Here is a 17,803-nt window from a genome sequence, read left to right on the forward strand (position 1 = left end):
TATCCGTTGTGCAGAGGTGCGGGCCATCTGAGGCCCGGACATTCTGCGAATGGAGGAAAATTTGACGTCACGGAAGCAGATCCCCGGCACCGACCTGTCCGTCTTCCCGATCAATCTCGGCACGAACACCTTCGGGTGGACGGCCGATGAGGCGCAGTCCCATGCCGTCCTCGACGCCTTCGTGGCAGGCGGCGGCAATTTCCTCGACACCGCCGAGTCCTACCCTGCGTGGGTGCCCGGCAACACCGGCCGCGAATCCGAGACCATCATCGGCACCTGGTTGGACTCGCGGGACAACCGCGATGACGTCGTCATCGCCACGAAGGTCGGCGACCATCCCGAGCACAAGACGCAGGATCCCGAATACATCCGCACCGCCATCGACGCCTCACTGGAGCGTCTGCAGACCGATCACGTCGACCTCTACTACGCCCACCGTGACGATGAGGTGACCCCCATCGCCGAGGTGGCCCGCGCCTTCGATGAGATCGTCCGTTCCGGTAAGGCCAAGCACACCGCGGTGTCGAACTATTCGCCGGCGCGTCTGGCCGGGTGGTTCGCAGCGGCTGAGGACGAAGGGCTGGTCAAGCCGGTCGCGATCCAACCGCAGTACAGCCTCGTCTATCGGCGGGAGTTCGAGACCGATCTGCGCCCAATCGCCGAGCGGCGGGATCTCGCGGTGTTCTCGTACTTCAGCCTTGCCGCCGGCTTCCTCACCGGCAAATACCGCACCGAAGCCGACCTCGAGGGGGCCGATCGGGGTGGCATGGTGCAGGGATATTTCAATGCCGAGGGGCTCAAGGTCGTCGACGATCTCGTCGCGATCGCTGATTCGCACGATGTCGCTCCGACGACTGTGGCGCTGTCCTGGCTGTTGGCGAATGGCGTGACGGCGCCGATCGCCTCGGCCCGCACACCTGAGCAGCTCGAGGCGGTCATGGCCGCGCCCGGGCTCGAGCTCAGCACCGACGAGGTCGACCGTCTCGACCGGGCCTCGACACCGTTCGCTGTAGAAGAACCGTCCTGACTTCCCTCCCAATTACTACCGGACGGCGGCTCAGCAACCTCGCGCGAGGTAGCTGAGCCGCCGTCAGGTAGCTCTAGGGGTGTCTCAGGCGACGATTTCGTCCTTGGGCTCGACGGTGTGGGCAATGGCGGCGCCGATGACCGTGCCGATGGCGATCGTGAAGAACGTGGTCGCAGCCGCCAGCATGCTGCCGGCAACCCCAGCGCCGTCACCGAATTCGATCTGTGAGGCATTGAGGAGCCCGAACGACCCGGGGGCGACGACGAGGAACGCGGGCACGAAGCTGATCCGCCAGATCGGGCCTTTCGGCAGGCGCGAGAGCACGACGGCCACCACCGATGCGGTCAAAGCGCCGGCCAGACCGCCGATGGCCGCACCGAATTCGGCACCGATGCCCAGCTGCGCCAGCGCGGCCGCAGTGATGGTGAGGACGATCGGCACGGTGTGCTCGAGAGGGGTGTGCAGATAGATGATGAGGCCCAGTGTCGCGGCGGCCACGCCCAGGGCGGAGAGCCACCATGTCGAGGCGGTGAGCTGGGAGTTCGCAAGCGCCTCGGCGCCGGTGCCAGTGACGACGGCGGCACCGGCGACTCCGGCGATGAACATCGCCAACTGGACGGTGGCCGAGACGAGCCGGGAACTGCCTGCCGAGAGGGCGCCGGCGGAGATCTCGGTCAGCCCGGTGACCACGGCGCTGCCGGGCAGCAGCAGCGCCAGGGTGGCGACGATCGTGCGCAGGGGACTGTCCAGCCAGTCGAGGCGGAAGCCGATGAGGATGAGCACCGCGACGATGAACGCCGAGGCGACCGGCAGCAGCGGTCCGAGGCTGGGGTGGCGGGCGTTGACGGCGAGCACACCCGCGACGATGAGCGAACCGAGAGCGGCGAAGGCGAGGTTGACCAGTCCCGGTTCGAGCAGCAGGCACAGCCCGACGCCGACGGGCACCGCGCCGAGGCAGGTCACCCATCCGGGCCAGCGCGGGGGAGTGCCGTAGACCTCGGCCTCGATCATGCGGCGAGCGGCGTCGATGCCGAGCCGACGCGACCGCACGGCGTCGACGATGTCGAGCAGCTTCGCTGTCTGGTCGAACCGCAGGTCAGGACCGATGCGTTCGAACCGGGTGGGACTGCCGGGGCCGATGGTGAGGAACAGGCCCTTGGGAAGAGCTGCGACGTTGATGGACTTCAGGCCGACCGCAGGTGCCAGCCCGGTCAGAGCGTCTTCGACATCGACCGAGGAGATCCCACCGGCGAGCAGCCCCGTCCCGATCGTCACCAGCAGCTCCTGTGCGGGGACGGTCTTTTCGCTTGCCTCGTGCACTCCCAATCCCTCTCGTCTGCAGATCGGCCGACGAAGTAGAAGATACCAGCCTCCTACTACCCGACGGGGGCCCAGCAACCTGGCGCCAGGTTGCTGGGCCCCCGTCGGGTAGCAATAAGGGGAATCAATGGGAGGCGGGTGCGGTGATTCCTTCGGCTGGGGAGCCGACGAGAGCGGCCGCGGCGCGTTCGGCGATCATGATCGTCGGAGCGTTCGTGTTCCCGGTCGGCACGAGCGGCATGATCGACGCATCGGCCAACCGCAGCCGGCTCACGCCCCGGACCTCGAACGTGGCCGGGTCGACGACCGCCTCGGCGTCCGTCCCCATCCGGCAGGTCCCGGCTTGGTGATGATAAGTCACAACCGACCCGCGGACGTAGTCCTCGAGGTCCTCGTCGGCCACCTCGGGGCCCGGGTGAATCTCGGTGGGCTGCCACGATGACAGGGCCTCGGCTCGCCCGATCTCACGGCATTGCCTCACCGAGGCGACGAGAGCATCGACATCGGCCTGTGCCGAGAGCACCTGCGGATCGACGACGAGCGGATCCTGTGGATTCGGCCCGCTGAGCCGCACCTCTCCGCGACTTTCGGGGCGAACCAGGCCGCCCTGCAGAGTGAATGCTCCGCCGGGTCCTGGTCCGGTCTGCCCGGCCGGCGCCGCATCCTGGGCATACATCGGCACGGAGAAGAACAACGGCTGAGTGTCGGGGACCGGCAGATCCGGTCGGGACTTCGCAAAGAAGTGCACCTCGGCGGGCGCCACCTCTCCCATCGGCACCTCCCGATCTCCGGTGGAGAAGATGACCGGTGAGAGCCAATGATCCTGGAGATTCTTGCCGACGCCCGGCAGATCGACCACGGAGTCGATGCCGACCTCGGCAAGCTCCTCGGCGGGACCGATGCCCGACCGCAGTAGCAGCTCGGGGGAGGCCAGAGCACCCGCGGAGAGGACGACCTCGTCGGCGGACACGGTGCCGACGCGGCCGCGGAAATCGATCTCGAGACCGGTGATCGCGGTCCCGTCGAGGAGAAGCCGACGGGCGTGCGCGGAGGTGAGAATCGTGAGGTTCTCATCGCCGAGGCGGGGCTTGAGGTAGGCGCGCCATGTGTTCAGTCGTTTGCCGTCGCGGACGTTGAGCTGGATCTTTCCGATGCCTTCGACGGATCCGGAGTTGTAGTCGTCATTGACGGGTATGCCGGTCTGTGTGGCGGCCGTGAACATGTCCTCCTGCAGCGGATTGCGCGCATAGTCGACGCGCACATCCATCGGACCGTCGGTGCCTCGATTCTCAGCGATGTCGCCGTCGAAGTTCTCGATTGCGGCGAAGACCGGCCAGACCTCGTCCCAGGACCATCCCGGACACCCGGATTCGACCCACTGTTCGTAGTCCCAGGCATCGCCGCGGACCCAGATGACGGCGTTGAGGGCATTCGACCCGCCGAGGACCTTGCCGCGGGGGAGGTGGATGCGGCGGTTCATCGCCGCCGGCTGCGGGGGAGTGTAGTAGTCCCAGTCCTGCTGCGAATGCCAGATCAGTCCGAGGTTGTTGAGATGGTCGATGTTCGGATTGGTCTCGTCTCCGCCGGCTTCGACGAGGCAGACCTTCTTTCCGGCATCGAGCAGTCGACGGGTGAGGACGCACCCGGCCGATCCCGCTCCGACGATGACGTAGTCGAATCGTTCGTTCGGGATCTCAATGGGGAACGTGTCCGGATGGTCTGAGGTGTTCGAGGCCACGGTGCCTGATTCATGCTCGGTTGTCATGGCCACAGGCTAGTGACGTCGGACACCGGTGAGGAATGCCTGCGGACGAGGTGTGCACGATTCGGCAAGTCGTCGGCGACGGTCGTGCGCGCATCGTCAATTCCGGTCCCACCCGACCTCTCCGTGCTACCCGACGGCGGCCCAGCAACCTGGCGCCAGGTTGCTGGGCCGATCCTTCTATGTCTGTCAAGCCGGCGCGGGACTAGTTTCTAACCCGTTGAGAATCCTGAAGACCCGACGCGCTAGATACCATTTGAGCTTGCGTTTGAGCTCCCTCTTCGACTTCTTCGTCGGGTCCTCACCAAAGCGCTGGGCAACATAATCCCTGGTCCTCTCATCGTGGATCATCCGGTTCGTGATCACCGTGTGCAAAGCCCGGTTCAACTGCCGATCCCCACCCCGATTCAACCGATGCCGGTGCGTGTTACCCGACGACGCAGGGATCGGGTTGACCCCCGCCAAAGCTGCGAACGCAGCCTCGTTCCGTACCCGACCCGGATGGGACCACGCGGTGAAGCACACAGCAGCACTGAACGGACCGATCCCGGGCTCGGCCAGCAAGACCGCGGCCGGGCTGGCTTCAACGAGCTCGGCGAGCCTGTCATGGTTGTCCTGCAGATCGTCATTCAAAGCCAGGACCCGTTTGGCCAGACGGACTGCTTCATCACGGGCGGTGGACACATCAATGTCCTCATTGCGGGCCCGCCATTTCGCGATCTCTGTGACCTGGTCATCAGTCAATGACTGACGGGCATCGATGCCCAGATCGATGGTGCGCACCAGAGCTGTCAGGGAGTTGATCATCCGAGTCCGTTCCGTGGTCATCGCGTCCCGGGCTGCCAGCAGGACACGCAGTGCCTGCCGGACACCCGCGCCTTGTCGCGGCCACCGCAGCTGGTCAGTGCGCAACGCCAACACGGATGCCGCGATCCGGTAGGAGTCGAGCTCGTCGCTCTTGCCCACACCGAACCTGGCCTTGGCATCCATCCGCCCGGCTTCGACGACCGAGTATCCGGCCGCGGCGATGTGCCCGGTCAGCACCGCCCCGTAGGATGCGGTTCCTTCCACAACCCAGAGGGTGTCGAGGTCACCGCCGGTGCGCCTACCAGCCCAGTTCAGAGCCCGTTTGATCCCGGCCCGCGACGTCGGGAAACTGCGGGTAGCGACGAGGAGACCGGTGTTGGTGATGATCGTGTAGACGTGGTTTCTGGCGTGGGTATCGACGCCGATGAAGAAGTTGTATAAGTGCGCGACAATGGACATGGCGGTTCGAAGCTTCCTGTTTGACCGATAGGTTGACCGGCCGCTTGCGGCCGGTACCGGTCCGGGTAGGAGTCACTTCGGAACAACACTGTGATGAGTCACGCCCCCGGTTTTCCGGGGGTGGACAGCCTTCTGATCAAGTTACCGAGGTGGGCCGGGCTGGTGCCGGCCGCACCACCCATGTGATCGGACAAATCGGCCCGAAGACACCACCAAAGGGGGTGGGTCACCGCCGGGTTGAGTCACGATCACGGGATGGGTACGGCCAACACCTACTCTGCCAGCCGGTCCCAGACCAGCCACTACCAAGACTCACAGCCGTCGGGTAGCAATTGGGGAGGTTAGGAGTCGCAGCAGGGGGAGCCGGACTCCGGGGCGGGGACGTCGAGGACGGGGGAGCGGTCGAAGAATCCCTCAGGTCGCAGCTTGAAGCCGACGGTGTCGACGGGCATGATCGGCCAGTCCTCGACCCGCGGGAAGTGGGTGAGGCCGAAGCTGTGCCAGACCACGATGTCCTCCCCGTCGACGTTGCGATCGGATGTCGTCCACGCCGGCAGCCCTGCATGGCCGGGATGCTGATTCGGGAAATCCCCGGTCGGGTAGCGCTCGTCCTCCTGATACTGCGAGACCCACAGGGACTTCGACGCGAACGTGGCACGGCGATGAATCGACGAGTCCTCGGCCGCGAGCAACGTGGGCAGGCCCGTCGGGTGCAGTTTGTACCCGACCGGTTCGCCGAGGCGGTTGGTCGACTCCGGGTTCGTCACCACCCACGTCCGCGCCTTCGACTGATCCGCATCCCGCTGCGCAGTCAGTTCGGTGGCCAGAACGGTCCGGGACCGGCTGAAGGCATTGCCGCGCGGGTTGTCCTGCGAGACCGGCAGACGCACCACGTCCTCCTCCTCGACCCGGCACTTGCCGCCGTCGAGGGCGAAGTCGAGTCGAGCCCCGAAGAGATGCTGGTGGAACGGGGCACCGAGTCCGGGCGCGATCTCCGAGGCGAAATCCGTCGACCCGTTCGGCAGCGCCGAGGTGAAGACGACACCGGTGGCCTTGGCCTCGAACTCGATCGTGCCGTCGAGGTAGAGATACCAGTAGAACCCGTAGTCGTAGTTGCCGACCGTGGTGAAGAACGAGACGACGAAGCGACGGTTGCGCCGGGTGTAGGCGACACCCGACCACAGGTCCGAATGCTTGGCCAGAATCGACGCATCCTCCTCATGCATGCAGATGCCGTTCTTGATCTGCCGAGGTTCGCCGAGGTTGTTCGCCACCCACGGTGACAGATAGGTGATATCGCCGAGGCAGTCACACCCGAGCTCGAGCGAGTTCGCCCATTGCCCGACGAGGTATTCGCCGGTGTCGAAATAGTTCTGCCACGACCGCACCGGTGAGGGGTCACCATAGGGAACGACCATCTCGGCGATCGCCGCCCGATCGAGGATCGTGCGACGGCGCTCACCGTCGTCGAAGGCGATGTTGTGCAGGACGAGGCCTTCGCGCATATCGAAGCCGACATCGAACGACCACTTCTCCCACTCGATGTGGTTGCCCTCGGTGACGGTGAAGCTCGGCCCCTCCGGCTGCGTGATCGAGATCGGCTTCTGCGTGGTCCGCACAGGTCCGGTGAGCTCCGGATCCGTGTAGTTCCCGTGCTCGGCCGGCACCGGAACGTTCTCGAGGTCGAGGACCTGGTCGACGGTTTTGTTCGTGACATCGACATAGGCGACGAGTCCGTCGATCGGGTGCGCCCACGCCGAGTCCGACTCATGCTGCTGATGGAATGCCAGCCCGCGCAGGATCCTCCGTCCCTTCTCCTCCGGGTATTCGAAGACCCCGGCCGACAGCGGCGCCACCCGGACCTCTGCGACGGACAGCCCGCGCCTCTCGAGGCTCGCCCGCCACGTCGGATCGGCGGCGAGGACCTCTTCGACGACCTCGAACTCCTCTTCCATGACGGGGAACTCGCCCTCTTCGGTGGAGTCCACCTCGGCGACGGATTCGACCGTCTCACGGGTGGCCGAGACGACGATATCGCGGGCAGTGCCTGCGGACTTGTCGAGGATGAAGGCACGGAAACGGCGATCCACCTCGGCGATGGCCCGCTCCGTACCGCGCACGGGATCGAGCAGGCCGACGTAGGCCATGCGCGCGGTATCGGGGAAGTGCCCGGCCGCGCGCAGCACCGCGGTGACGGTCGAGATCTCGGCCTCGGTCGGCAGTGTGAAGGGGGTGGCGGTGGTCGCCTCGGCGACGGAGGGGGAGGAATGGCAGGACATTGTGCACCTTTGCAATCTGGGCCTGTGGACTGAGTCACGCTAAAATCTACACTCGTAGGAAATAAAGTCAAGACCCGATCTGCACCGCTGTGGAGGAACCATGCCCAAGATCGTCGACCATGACCAGCGACGACTGGACCTCGTGCAGGCGACGCTGCGCCTGATCGTCCGCCAGGGCCTCAGTGGGGCGACGATGCGCGATATCGCGGCTGAGGCCGGGTTCGCCAATGGGGTCGTCAAAACGTACTTCGGTTCGAAGGCGGACCTGCTCGCGGCCACCTACCTCTACGTCTTCGAGGCCACGAACGCCCGGGTCGCGACCTCGACGACGGGCCTGCGCGGTCTCGACGCTCTGCGCGCCTTTGCGCACGAGGTGCTCCCGGTGACCCCCGCGCTGCACGACGAAGCCCGCGTCGTCCTGTCCTATCTCGCCGAGGTGGCCCAGAACCCCGAACACGCCCGCGCGACCGCAGGGACCATGGAGCTGTGGAGGGCGTGGATCGTCTCCTGGCTCGGCGAGGCCGACGCTGACGGTCATCTGCGTGCCGAGGTCGATATCGAATCCGAGACCGAAGTGCTCCTGACGTATCTGCTCGGGGCGCAGACCAGCGCGATCATCGGAGGGCGCGGATTCGACTTCGCCGGCTTTCGGGCCCAGCTCGACTACGTCATCGCCCGACTCGACTTGCCGAACTGAACCGGTAGGGCCGGGGCGAACCTTGGACGGAGGGAGCCTTGCCGAAGCTAGGTGACCAAATGGTCGGTAATCGGGTTCGGGGTGGTGACTGGCGCGGCGGTTGGGGATAGAGTGACCGGACAACGGGCCTTCGGCGAAGCGGTCGAGGCCGAGTGAACTGAGGACGACGATGTTGCTTGAAGACACCGCGAACGACTTCGACGGCTGGCAGGGCCTGGTCTCGGACTCGTTCGTCCCACTCGATACGGAACCCCAGCGCCGAGGCGGATTCCAAGGTCGCATCAGCGCGCGCGACTACGACTCCGTGGTGATGTCGCAGATCAACGCCAATCCCCATGCCGTCCTGCGCACCCCCGAGCTGATCGCCCGAGCCCGGTCGGAGGCGCACGGCTGCGCGGCCGGCACGAACTACTTCAAGGTCTCTCTGCAGCTCGACGGGCACGGACTGCTCATCCAGGACGGACGTGAGATGGCTCTGGCGCCCGGATCGCTGGCCATCTATGACACGTCACGACCGTATACGCTCAGCTTCGATTCGGACTTCTCGTCCTACGTCATGATGTTCCCGCAGTCACGGGTCAACCTGCCTGCCGGAACCGTCGGCCAACTCACCGCCACCCCGATCGGAGCCGACCACCAACTCGGCGCGGTCGTCGCCCAGGTCATCTCCCAGGCCGGGGCCATGCTGCCGACCCTCAACCGGGCGACCGGTGTGCGGCTGGCCGGCAACGTCGTCGATCTGCTCACCACCGTGATGGCCGACGAGCTCTCTGCCGCGGGCGGCGAGATCGACGAGCGGCAGCAACTGTGGGCTGAGATGACCGACTACATCGATGTCCACCTCTCCGACCCGCAGCTCAGCCCATCGACCATTGCCGCCGCCCATTTCATCTCGGTGCGCACCCTGCACCAGATCTTCGAAGGCACCGGGGAGACCGTTGCCGGAGAGATCCGACGACGCCGCATCGAGAAATGTCGACTCGACCTCGCCGACCCCGGGCAGCGCCAGACCCCGGTGGCCGCCATCGGCGCCCGTTGGGGACTGAGCGATCCCGCACACTTCTCCCGGCTGTTCCGCAGTGCAGTCGGACAGCCGCCCGCCGGGTACCGCCGCAGCATCCACGCCGACTGAGCCAGTCCTCATACCGGTACCGGTTGAACCGAAGCGCCCCGACGCGGATGCGCGAATCGTCAAGAACTCTGCCTGCAAAGCCAAGACGCGATCTGCAGGCGGCACCCACACTGGCAGTAATCACTTTGACTGTTAGGTGGATCACATGAGCACTCTCAGCTCGGACCCGGCCAAAGGCGGCCTGGGTTCCCCGATCGGCAATGCCGCCGATCGGGCCTCCACGGACGTCGGGCAGGCACCCTCGGCCACGGCCTCACTCGATGCCCGCCGCATCGGAATCCCCGCGCTCGTCTTCATGATCATCGCCGCCTCGGCGCCGTTGACCGTCGTTGCGGGCGGAGTCCCCAGCAATTTCGCTGTCACCGGCCTGGTGGGGATTCCGCTGTCATTCGTCGTCCTCGGGATCATTCTCATCCTCTTCGCCATCGGCTATGCGGCGATGAGCCGCCACGTCCACAACGCCGGGGCCTTCTTCGCCTACATCTCGAAAGGGCTGGGCAAGCCCGCCGGAATGGGAGCGGCGATGACCGCGCTCGTCGCGTACAACGCCATGCAGATCGGCATCGCCGGAATGTTCGGCTTCGTCTTCTCCTCGTTCCTCGACACTCTCTTCGGCATCTCCTGGTCCTGGTGGGTCTGCGCCCTCATCGCCTGGGTCATCGTCGGCATCATGGGAGTGCTGCGCGTCGACTTCTCCGCGAAGGTGCTCGGCATCATCGTCGGCGCGGAGTTCCTCGTCGTCATCGTCTTCGACATCATCGGACTCGCGCACAGCCCCGAGGGCATCACCGGCGACGGGCTCGCTTTCGATCAGCTCTTCGCCCCTGGAGTCGGCGCGGCCCTGGCATTCTCGATCGCGGCTTTCATGGGCTTCGAATCCGGGGCCATCTATAACGAGGAGGTCAAAGATCCTCGTCGCACGGCAGGCCGGGCCACCGTCATCGCCGTGAGCATCATCGCGGTGTTCTACGCGTTTTCAGCTTGGGCGATGGTCGTCGGCGAAGGGGTCTCGAAGGTCATCGGCCGGTCCCAGGAATTCGGGCCCGACCTCATGTTCGTCTTCCTCGGCGAACACGCCCCGGTGTGGTTCGTCGACCTCGGCAACCTGCTGTTCCTCACCTCGCTGCTGGCCGCGCTCGTGGCTTTCCACAACATCGTCGCCCGTTACGTCTTCGCGCTCGGTCGAGACCGGGTTCTGCCGTCGTCGCTGGCCAGGACCTCGCGGCGCACCGGTGCTCCCGTGGCCGGCTCCCTCACCCAGTCGGGACTGGCGCTTGTCATCATCCTCGTCTTCGCCGTGGTCGGCTCCGGCAGCGATGACCCGCTGTTCCCTGTCGTCACGCTCTTCACCTGGCTGACGAACATGGGGGCCTTCGGACTCGTCCTGCTCATGGCGCTGACTGCGCTCGCCGTCGTCGGATTCCTGCGCACGAAGTCGGGGGAGTATTCGCTGTGGACCCGCGCGATCGCCCCGGGCCTGTCAGCCATCGGACTCCTCGTCCTCTTCGTCGCCATCGTCATCAACTTCAACGTTCTCATCGGCGCAGAGGGCACCACGGTCCTGTCCTGGCTGCTGCCGGCCATCGTTCTCGTCCCCGGGCTCATCGGCACGATCTGGGCCATCGTCCTCCGCTCGTCGTCACCGAATCTCTATGCAGGAATCGGTTCGGGTGGTTCCCTGGGATGACGTAGGCGTCCCGACCGCCTGAAACAGCCGTACACACCGCCAGAAAATGACCACACCAACCGCCGCCGACCTACCCGGTCGCCGATCAAAGGAGCACCATGACCGCCGAGGCAACCGCCACTGAAATGACCACCACCGCTGGAATTCTCGCCGCCATCGTCGACCCCTCCGGACGCGAGATCCACGACCCCGCCACCGGTGAGGTCGTCGGCCGCACCCACGAAGGCACACCGGCAGAGATCGACGCTGCGGTGACAGCAGCGCGCCGGGCTCAGCCTGCTTGGGCAGCGCGCAGCTCCCAGGAGCGCAACGACCTGCTCAACCGAGCCGCCGACGCCATCGAAGCCTCCGCCGAGGCGCTGGCTGAGCTGCTCTCACGCGAACAGGGCAAACCCCTCAACGGACCCAACGCCCGCTTCGAAGTCGGTGCCTGCGCGGCCTGGCTGCGTGCGAACGCGTCCTTCGAACTCGAACCCGAGGTCCTCGTCGACGACGGCGAAACGCATGCTGAACTCCATTACAAGCCCGTCGGCGTCGTCGGTGCGGTCGGTCCCTGGAATTGGCCGATGATGATCTCCGTCTGGCAGTTCGCGCCGTCTCTGAAGATGGGAAACACCGTCGTCCTCAAACCCTCGGAGTACACGCCGCTGTCCGTGCAGGCGCTTGTGGCTGTGGTCAACCAGGTGCTGCCGGCCGATGTGCTCTCCGTCGTTCCCGGTGATGGTTCTGTGGGCGCTGCATTGACCAGCCACGAGGATGTCGACAAGATCATGTTCACCGGGTCGACGAAGACCGGACAGGCGATCATGCGCACCGCCGCGGACAACATCGCCCGCATCACCCTCGAGCTCGGCGGCAACGACGCAGGCATCATCCTCGAAGACGCCGATCCGGCCCAGATCGCGGGAGACCTGTTTTGGGGCGCGTTCATCAATACCGGACAGACGTGTGCTGCGATGAAGCGGCTCTATGTCCCCGAATCGCTCTACGATCAGGTCTGCCAGGCCCTCGTCGAGGTGGCCGGACAGTCCCCGATGGGTGTGGGGCTGGAAGAGGAGAACGTGCTGGGGCCGTTGCAGAACAAGCAGCAGTACGACATCGTCGCTCGGCTCGTCGACGCAGCCAAGGACGGGGGAGCGCGCGTGCTCATGGGCGGCGATCCCGTCGCCGAGCAGCCCGGCTACTTCTACCCGACGACCCTCGTCGCCGACATCGACAACGACAACCCGCTGGTGGCCGAGGAGCAGTTCGGGCCGGTCCTGCCGATCATCAAGTACACCGACCTCGACCAGGCCGTCGAATGGGCCAACGAGCTCGAAGTCGGCCTCGGATCCTCGGTGTGGGGCACAGACCTCGACGCCTGCCGACAGGTCGCGGCCCGTCTCGAGGCGGGAACCACGTGGATCAACAAACACGGCGCGGTCGACCCCCGCGTGCCGTTCGGTGGGGTCAAGAAGTCCGGCTTCGGTCTCGAATTCGGTCTCGAGGGCCTCAAGCACGTGAGCATCCCCCAAGTCATCTCCTGGTAATTACTACCTGACGGCGGCCCAGCAACCTCGCGCGAGGTTGCTGGGCCGCCGTCAGGTAGTTCTGGGAGGGCTATTCGGGTGGTAATGCGTGAATGCCGTCGGGGCCGTCAGCTGTGCGGCGGGTACCTAGGGCCGAATAGACGCTGACCGACCACGGTGAGTCGGAGTCGAATGCGCCGAGGTGCCAGTCTCCATAACGATGCTCAAGTCTCAGTGATGTTCCGGCCGCGCAGTGATCGAGATCGACAGGACCGCCTCGTCGGTGGGTCGTTGTTCCGACAACGAGGCGACCGCCAGGTGCCAGCAGCTCGTCGGCAGTGGCGAATGCCCTTGCGAGCTCCACTCGAGTCAGAAAAGCCGGCACATTGCCTGACATGAGAATGAGATCGAAGCGCTTCGGCAACTGATGATCTGGCATCGTTCCGGGTGACAGGTCTGTCGCTGACAACTGCCGGAACCAAACAGAGTCGAAGAGCTCCCTCGCCACCTGCAGCACCTCGGGATTCGGGTCGATGCCGAATGCCCGGTGTTCGGCTCTGCGCAGTGCCGCGACCGCACTGCCGATGCCGCAGCCGATGTCAAGGACCGTTGATTTGCGAGGCACAATCATGTCGATGAACCGGGCGTCGACCTCGAGATCGGTACTTGAATGAGCCAACCGCCGCATCTTTGCGGCGTAGTCCGAAAGATCGGTCGAATGCACCATCCCCATAGTCTCTCACTCATTCCGCACCAACTTCGCGCTCTCAGAACTACCTGACGGGGGCCCAGCAACCTCGCGCCAGGTTGCTGGGCCGCCGTCAGGTAGTAATAGGGGAGGGGAAGAGCTCGCGTACGATGTCGAGCACCCTCGCCAGCGCCTCGGACGGGTTGTTCCGGCGCCAGCCGAGGGCGAGAGTGAACGAATCCCCGCCCTCGGCGAGGCGGACATAGCGCACTCCGTCGATGCGGATGTGATCCGAGGACTCGACGACGACGGCCATGCCGACCTGCGCGCCGACGAGCGCCAGAAGACTGTAGGGATCCGGTGCCTCCTGGACGACCTGCGGCAGGAAACCGGCGTCATCGGCCAGCCGCATCATCACCTCTCTGACCTGAGATCCGTGCGACGGGGCATAGGAGATGAACGGCTGACCGGCGAGCTCACCCATGCTCACCGACTCACGCTCCGCCAGCTCATGCCCCGAGGGCATAGCGATCATCACGCTCTCCTGCCGGATGTCGTGGACCTCGACACCGGCCGGCACCGGCGGGCTGATGATCGCGAGATCCGTCTCCCCGTCGCGCAGCGCGATCGCGGCCTCCCCGCAGTACATCTGCGGCTGCAGGTCGAGGCTGATGCCAGGGTGCCGTTCGCCGACCTCGCGGGCCAGTCTGGAGAGGATGGAGTAGCCGCTCGTGCCGCCGAATCCGATGCGCACCCGGCCCGCCAGGCCCTGTTGAGCGGCCCGGGCCATGCGCCGGGCACCGTCGACCTGAGTCCCGATTGCCGCAGCGGGTTCGAGCAGCGCCTCACCCGCCGGCGTCAGTCGGACCCGCCGCGTCGTCCGCTCGAACAGATCGACGTCGAGGTCTCGTTCGAGCGCGCGGATCATCTGGCTGAGCGCGGGCTGCGCGATGTGCAGACGTTCCGCAGCTCGCCCGAAATGCAGCTCCTCGGCGACGGCGAGAAACGCAGTGACCTGCCTGAACTCCATGTCATGTCCCCACTGCGCCGATTGATAAGAATATACGCTTAATCACCATGATATTACCTCTTGGACTCTGAGTAATTCCGATGGCACTGTTGAAGACGAACTCAATGCCCAAGGAGACGCCCATGACTGCCGAAACCACAGACACCACCACCGCCGACCCCTCCGACCTGCTCGACCTCGCCGGACTCCTCACCGACGACGAGCTGGCGCTGCGCGAAAAGGTCCGCAGCTTCGTCGACGAGCGGATCCGCCCGAACATCGCCGAATGGTACGAAGGCGCGATCTTTCCGACCGAGATCGTGCGTGAGATGGGCGAGCTCGGCCTCCTCGGCATGCATCTGCAGGGGTACGGCTGCCCGGGGCGTTCCGCCGTCGAATACGGTCTCGCCGCCCTCGAACTCGAAGCCGGCGACTCCGGACTGCGCACCTTCGTCTCCGTCCAGGGATCGCTGGCGATGTCGGCCATCCACAAGTTCGGCTCCGAGGCGCAGAAGAACCGCTACCTTCCCGGAATGGCCAAAGGTGAGATCATCGGCTGCTTCGGACTGACCGAACCCACCGCCGGGTCCGACCCGGCGTCCATGGCCACCACCGCCACCCAGGGCGCCGACGGATCCTGGACGCTCAACGGTGCCAAACGTTGGATCGGTCTGGCCTCGATCGCCGATATCGCCGTCATCTGGGCCGCCACCGACGACGGCATCCGCGGCTTCCTCGTGCCCACCGACACCCCCGGATTCACCGCCACCCCGATCACGCAGAAGCTGTCGATGCGGGCCTCCATCCAGTGCGATATCAACCTTGCGGACGTGAAATTGCCCGCCGAGGCGGTCCTGCCCGAGGTCACGGGACTGAAGGGGCCGTTCTCCTGCCTCAATGAGGCCCGGTACGGAATCATGTGGGGCGCCATGGGGGCCGCCCGCGACTCCTTCGAAGTCGCCCTCGACTACGCACAGAACCGCCTCCAGTTCGACAAGCCGCTCACCGCCTACCAGATCACTCAGGAGAAGCTGGTGAACATGGCACTCGAGATCCAGAAGGGCACGCTCCTGGCCATCCAGACAGGACGACTCAAAGACACCGGGACCCTCGACCCCGTGCAGATCTCCGTCGGCAAGCTGAACAACTGCCGCGAAGCCATCGCCATCTGCCGGGAGGCCCGGACGATGCTCGGCGGCAACGGCATCACCCTCGAATACTCACCGCTGCGGCACGCGAACAACCTCGAATCCGTGCGCACCTACGAAGGCACCGACGAGGTCCACACCCTCATCCTCGGCCGCCACATCACCGGCCAGCAGGCCTTCCGCTGAGCTGATCGGTTCCGCAGTCGGCCGGTACCCCAGGTCAGCTGCTGACCTGCGCCCCGCCGACCCACACCTCGGCGGGGGTGCGCAGACCTTCCAGATCAGCCAGCGGATCGGTCCCGAGGACCAGCAGATCCGCACGGTCGCCTTCGACGATCCGCCCCCGGTCACTCAGCCCGAGCGCATCGGCTGCGCCCGAGGTGGCCGACCGGATCGCCTCGGCGGCAGTCATCCCGGCGTCGATCAGGTAGCCGAGCTCACCGTGCAGCGACGCCCCGTGGGGCACGGGCGCGAACGGCGTCTCGTTCGCATCGGTGCCCGCAATGATCCGCACTCCCGCAGCGTGCAGGGCGCGCACATTCGACAGGGCGAGAGCGAACGCGGAATCGGCATGCTCGCGGAGGCGGGCGTCGGCAATCGCACGCATCATCACCAAGGTGGGGGAGACGATGGTGCCCGTCTCGACGATCCGAGAGATCGTCGCCTCGCTCAGCCGTGCCCCGAAAGGGACATGGGTGAGCACATCGACACCAGCCTCGAGGCCGCGATCGAACGCCCCCGGAGTGACCGCATGGGCGACGGTGAGCAGCCCCCGGCCGCGGGCTCCGTCGACGAGCGCCCGCAGCGTCGGAATATCGAGCGCGGGCACCTCGGTGGCGTCCGGATCCTCGATGATGATCTTGATGAGATCGGCTCCGCCGGCCTCCCGCCAGTCGAGGAACCGCTCGGCATCGTCGGGCCCGGTGACACCGGATCCGACGGGGAATCCCATCAGCTCGATCTGTGAGCTCCCCGGTGCCGAGGCGGCCGATCCGGCGCTGACGATCCCCGGGATTCCGCGGTCGGACCGGAAATCGTCGACAAGCGAGTCCGGATGCGTCCCGAGATCGACGAGCGTCGTCAGCCCCGTGCGAAGAGCACCGACGAGCGGCTCCCGTGATTTCAGGTGCACATGGGTGTCGATGAGCCCGGGCAGGACGAAGCCGTTCGACTCCGCAGACGGGGCCTCGGCAGGACTGATCGTCGTGATCGTATCGGCGAAGTCGATGTCGACGGCATCGCCGATGGCCGCGGTGTCGACATCGATGATGTGCACATTGCGCAGAGTCGTCATGAATCCACCTTAGTCACCGCAGGCATCTGCAATCCTCACAGTTCCGGGAAGCCGACCCCGGTCAGCTCTTCGGACACCGCCCACAGTCGGCGGGCCACCTCGGTGTCGGTGGACTTCGCCGAACGGGATGCGAACCCCGGCTTTCCGCGGATCTCGAACAGGCCGGTCGGGCCGATGTAACTGCCACCGGGCAGATCGGCGACGGCGGCGCAGAGGATCGGCCGTGCCCCGTTCTGCTCGCTCTGAGCGACCACCCGGGTGAACGCACGGCTGACTCGCGCGTCCAAAGAGTTGTCGTCGCTGGAGCCGAAGAGATTCGTCGCCGCCATCCCCGGATGGGCGGCCGTCGCGATCACCGAGGATGACCGTTCGGACAGCCGGCGCTGGAGTTCATCGGTGAAGAGCAGGTTCGCCAGCTTCGACTGACCATAGGCGGCCATCGGCCGATACGATCGGCCGGTCCACTGGAGATCGTCGAAGTCGATCGTGCCGAACCGGTGGGCGATGGAGGCGACGGTGACGATGCGCTCGCGCACCTGCGGGAGCAGCAGATTCGTCAGGGCGAAATGGCCGAGGTGATTCGTCCCGAACTGCGATTCGAATCCGTCGACGGTCCGGTACAGGGGCGGGATCATGATCCCCGCATTGTTGATGAGGAGATCGACCGGATCGGTGAAGTCCGCAGCGAAGTCGCGCACCGAGGACAGATCGGCGAGGTCGAGGTCGCGCACCTCCGTGCTCCCGGACATCGTCTTCGCGGCGGCTTCACCCTTCGCGCGGTTGCGGACGGCCAAGATGACATGGGCACCGCGGCCCGCGAGAACCCGGGCAGTCACCCGGCCGAGTCCGCCGTTCGCGCCGGTGATGAGGGCCGTGCGCCCTGTGAGATCGGGAATGCCGAAGTCCATCGGAGAAGTCATGAAGCCATCCTAGATTTCCGCCCTGGCAGTCAGCTGTCCACCCGAGCCGCCACCGCACCACCGAAT

Annotated in this window: 14 protein-coding genes; 6 read left to right on the forward strand and 8 right to left on the reverse strand. The window is 65.7% G+C overall.

Translation table 11 applies throughout. From position 1 onward, the window contains the following. Positions 1–49 precede the first annotated feature (49 nt). Positions 50–1,027 carry an aldo/keto reductase gene (locus tag ACVZTU_RS03760; RefSeq protein ID WP_181272258.1) on the forward strand — a complete coding sequence of 326 codons (978 nt, stop codon included), beginning with the start codon at positions 50–52 and terminating at the stop codon, positions 1,025–1,027. 84 nt (positions 1,028–1,111) lie between these two features. Here ACVZTU_RS03760 and ACVZTU_RS03765 read toward each other — a convergent pair whose 3' ends face one another. The 4 genes from ACVZTU_RS03765 to ACVZTU_RS03780 form a co-directional block, all read right to left on the reverse strand. After that, positions 1,112–2,347 carry a threonine/serine exporter family protein gene (locus ACVZTU_RS03765; protein ID WP_482401451.1) on the reverse strand — a complete coding sequence of 412 codons (1,236 nt, stop codon included), beginning with the start codon at positions 2,345–2,347 and terminating at the stop codon, positions 1,112–1,114. A gap of 124 nt (positions 2,348–2,471) precedes the next feature. Next, complete coding sequence (locus ACVZTU_RS03770) at positions 2,472–4,112, reverse strand: GMC family oxidoreductase (protein WP_482401452.1); 1,641 nt, start codon at positions 4,110–4,112, stop codon at positions 2,472–2,474. A gap of 186 nt (positions 4,113–4,298) precedes the next feature. Next, complete coding sequence (locus ACVZTU_RS03775; RefSeq protein WP_482401316.1) at positions 4,299–5,375, reverse strand: IS110 family RNA-guided transposase; 1,077 nt, start codon at positions 5,373–5,375, stop codon at positions 4,299–4,301. Between the two features lie 341 nt (positions 5,376–5,716). Continuing rightward, positions 5,717–7,654, reverse strand: coding sequence for a primary-amine oxidase (locus ACVZTU_RS03780; protein WP_482401453.1), 1,938 nt, complete (start codon positions 7,652–7,654; stop codon positions 5,717–5,719). 100 nt (positions 7,655–7,754) lie between these two features. Between ACVZTU_RS03780 and ACVZTU_RS03785 the strand changes: the two genes are divergently transcribed. The 4 genes from ACVZTU_RS03785 to ACVZTU_RS03800 all read left to right on the forward strand — a co-directional run bounded on the left by ACVZTU_RS03785 (position 7,755) and on the right by ACVZTU_RS03800 (position 12,699). Then, a complete protein-coding gene (locus tag ACVZTU_RS03785) occupies positions 7,755–8,351 on the forward strand; it encodes a TetR/AcrR family transcriptional regulator (protein ID WP_139469163.1) in 597 nt (198 codons plus the stop codon). Positions 8,352–8,520: 169 nt separating this feature from the next. Beyond that, positions 8,521–9,483, forward strand: a complete 963-nt coding sequence (locus tag ACVZTU_RS03790; RefSeq protein ID WP_139469164.1) for an AraC-like ligand-binding domain-containing protein — start codon at positions 8,521–8,523, stop codon at positions 9,481–9,483. Positions 9,484–9,778: 295 nt separating this feature from the next. Beyond that, the gene (locus tag ACVZTU_RS03795) at positions 9,779–11,170 is read left to right on the forward strand and encodes an APC family permease (protein ID WP_434595340.1); all 1,392 of its coding nucleotides are present in this window, start codon (positions 9,779–9,781) and stop codon (positions 11,168–11,170) included. 125 nt (positions 11,171–11,295) lie between these two features. Next, on the forward strand, positions 11,296–12,699 hold the full coding sequence (locus tag ACVZTU_RS03800; protein WP_434595343.1) for an aldehyde dehydrogenase family protein: 1,404 nt from the start codon (positions 11,296–11,298) through the stop codon (positions 12,697–12,699). Between the two features lie 70 nt (positions 12,700–12,769). Here ACVZTU_RS03800 and ACVZTU_RS03805 read toward each other — a convergent pair whose 3' ends face one another. Next, positions 12,770–13,405 carry a class I SAM-dependent methyltransferase gene (locus ACVZTU_RS03805; RefSeq protein WP_181272251.1) on the reverse strand — a complete coding sequence of 212 codons (636 nt, stop codon included), beginning with the start codon at positions 13,403–13,405 and terminating at the stop codon, positions 12,770–12,772. A 94-nt stretch (positions 13,406–13,499) separates the two neighbouring features. Continuing rightward, the gene (locus ACVZTU_RS03810; protein ID WP_434593854.1) at positions 13,500–14,396 is read right to left on the reverse strand and encodes a LysR family transcriptional regulator; all 897 of its coding nucleotides are present in this window, start codon (positions 14,394–14,396) and stop codon (positions 13,500–13,502) included. A 122-nt stretch (positions 14,397–14,518) separates the two neighbouring features. Here ACVZTU_RS03810 and ACVZTU_RS03815 point away from each other — a divergent pair, with 122 nt between their 5' ends. Beyond that, complete coding sequence (locus ACVZTU_RS03815) at positions 14,519–15,709, forward strand: acyl-CoA dehydrogenase family protein (RefSeq protein WP_434593857.1); 1,191 nt, start codon at positions 14,519–14,521, stop codon at positions 15,707–15,709. Positions 15,710–15,743: 34 nt separating this feature from the next. On the opposite strand, the gene ACVZTU_RS03820 is transcribed toward ACVZTU_RS03815, so the two are convergent. Beyond that, positions 15,744–16,817, reverse strand: coding sequence for an amidohydrolase family protein (locus ACVZTU_RS03820; protein WP_434593860.1), 1,074 nt, complete (start codon positions 16,815–16,817; stop codon positions 15,744–15,746). A gap of 35 nt (positions 16,818–16,852) precedes the next feature. Then, positions 16,853–17,737 carry an oxidoreductase gene (locus ACVZTU_RS03825; protein WP_482401454.1) on the reverse strand — a complete coding sequence of 295 codons (885 nt, stop codon included), beginning with the start codon at positions 17,735–17,737 and terminating at the stop codon, positions 16,853–16,855. Positions 17,738–17,803 lie beyond the last annotated feature (66 nt).

It is taken from the genome of Brevibacterium sp. OS20, from assembly GCF_056837565.1.

Excerpts from the sequence above, each read along its gene's own strand:
- ACVZTU_RS03760 (WP_181272258.1), top strand. The coding sequence starts at position 50 with ATGGAGGAAAATTTGACGTCACGGAAGCAGATCCCCGGCACCGACCTG.
- ACVZTU_RS03770 (WP_482401452.1), bottom strand. The coding sequence starts at position 4,112 with ATGACAACCGAGCATGAATCAGGCACCGTGGCCTCGAACACCTCAGAC.
- ACVZTU_RS03775 (WP_482401316.1), bottom strand. The coding sequence starts at position 5,375 with ATGTCCATTGTCGCGCACTTATACAACTTCTTCATCGGCGTCGATACC.
- ACVZTU_RS03780 (WP_482401453.1), bottom strand. The coding sequence starts at position 7,654 with ATGTCCTGCCATTCCTCCCCCTCCGTCGCCGAGGCGACCACCGCCACC.
- ACVZTU_RS03785 (WP_139469163.1), top strand. The coding sequence starts at position 7,755 with ATGCCCAAGATCGTCGACCATGACCAGCGACGACTGGACCTCGTGCAG.
- ACVZTU_RS03790 (WP_139469164.1), top strand. The coding sequence starts at position 8,521 with ATGTTGCTTGAAGACACCGCGAACGACTTCGACGGCTGGCAGGGCCTG.
- ACVZTU_RS03795 (WP_434595340.1), top strand. The coding sequence starts at position 9,779 with ATGATCATCGCCGCCTCGGCGCCGTTGACCGTCGTTGCGGGCGGAGTC.
- ACVZTU_RS03800 (WP_434595343.1), top strand. The coding sequence starts at position 11,296 with ATGACCACCACCGCTGGAATTCTCGCCGCCATCGTCGACCCCTCCGGA.
- ACVZTU_RS03805 (WP_181272251.1), bottom strand. The coding sequence starts at position 13,405 with ATGGTGCATTCGACCGATCTTTCGGACTACGCCGCAAAGATGCGGCGG.
- ACVZTU_RS03810 (WP_434593854.1), bottom strand. The coding sequence starts at position 14,396 with ATGGAGTTCAGGCAGGTCACTGCGTTTCTCGCCGTCGCCGAGGAGCTG.
- ACVZTU_RS03815 (WP_434593857.1), top strand. The coding sequence starts at position 14,519 with ATGACTGCCGAAACCACAGACACCACCACCGCCGACCCCTCCGACCTG.
- ACVZTU_RS03820 (WP_434593860.1), bottom strand. The coding sequence starts at position 16,817 with ATGACGACTCTGCGCAATGTGCACATCATCGATGTCGACACCGCGGCC.
- ACVZTU_RS03825 (WP_482401454.1), bottom strand. The coding sequence starts at position 17,737 with ATGACTTCTCCGATGGACTTCGGCATTCCCGATCTCACAGGGCGCACG.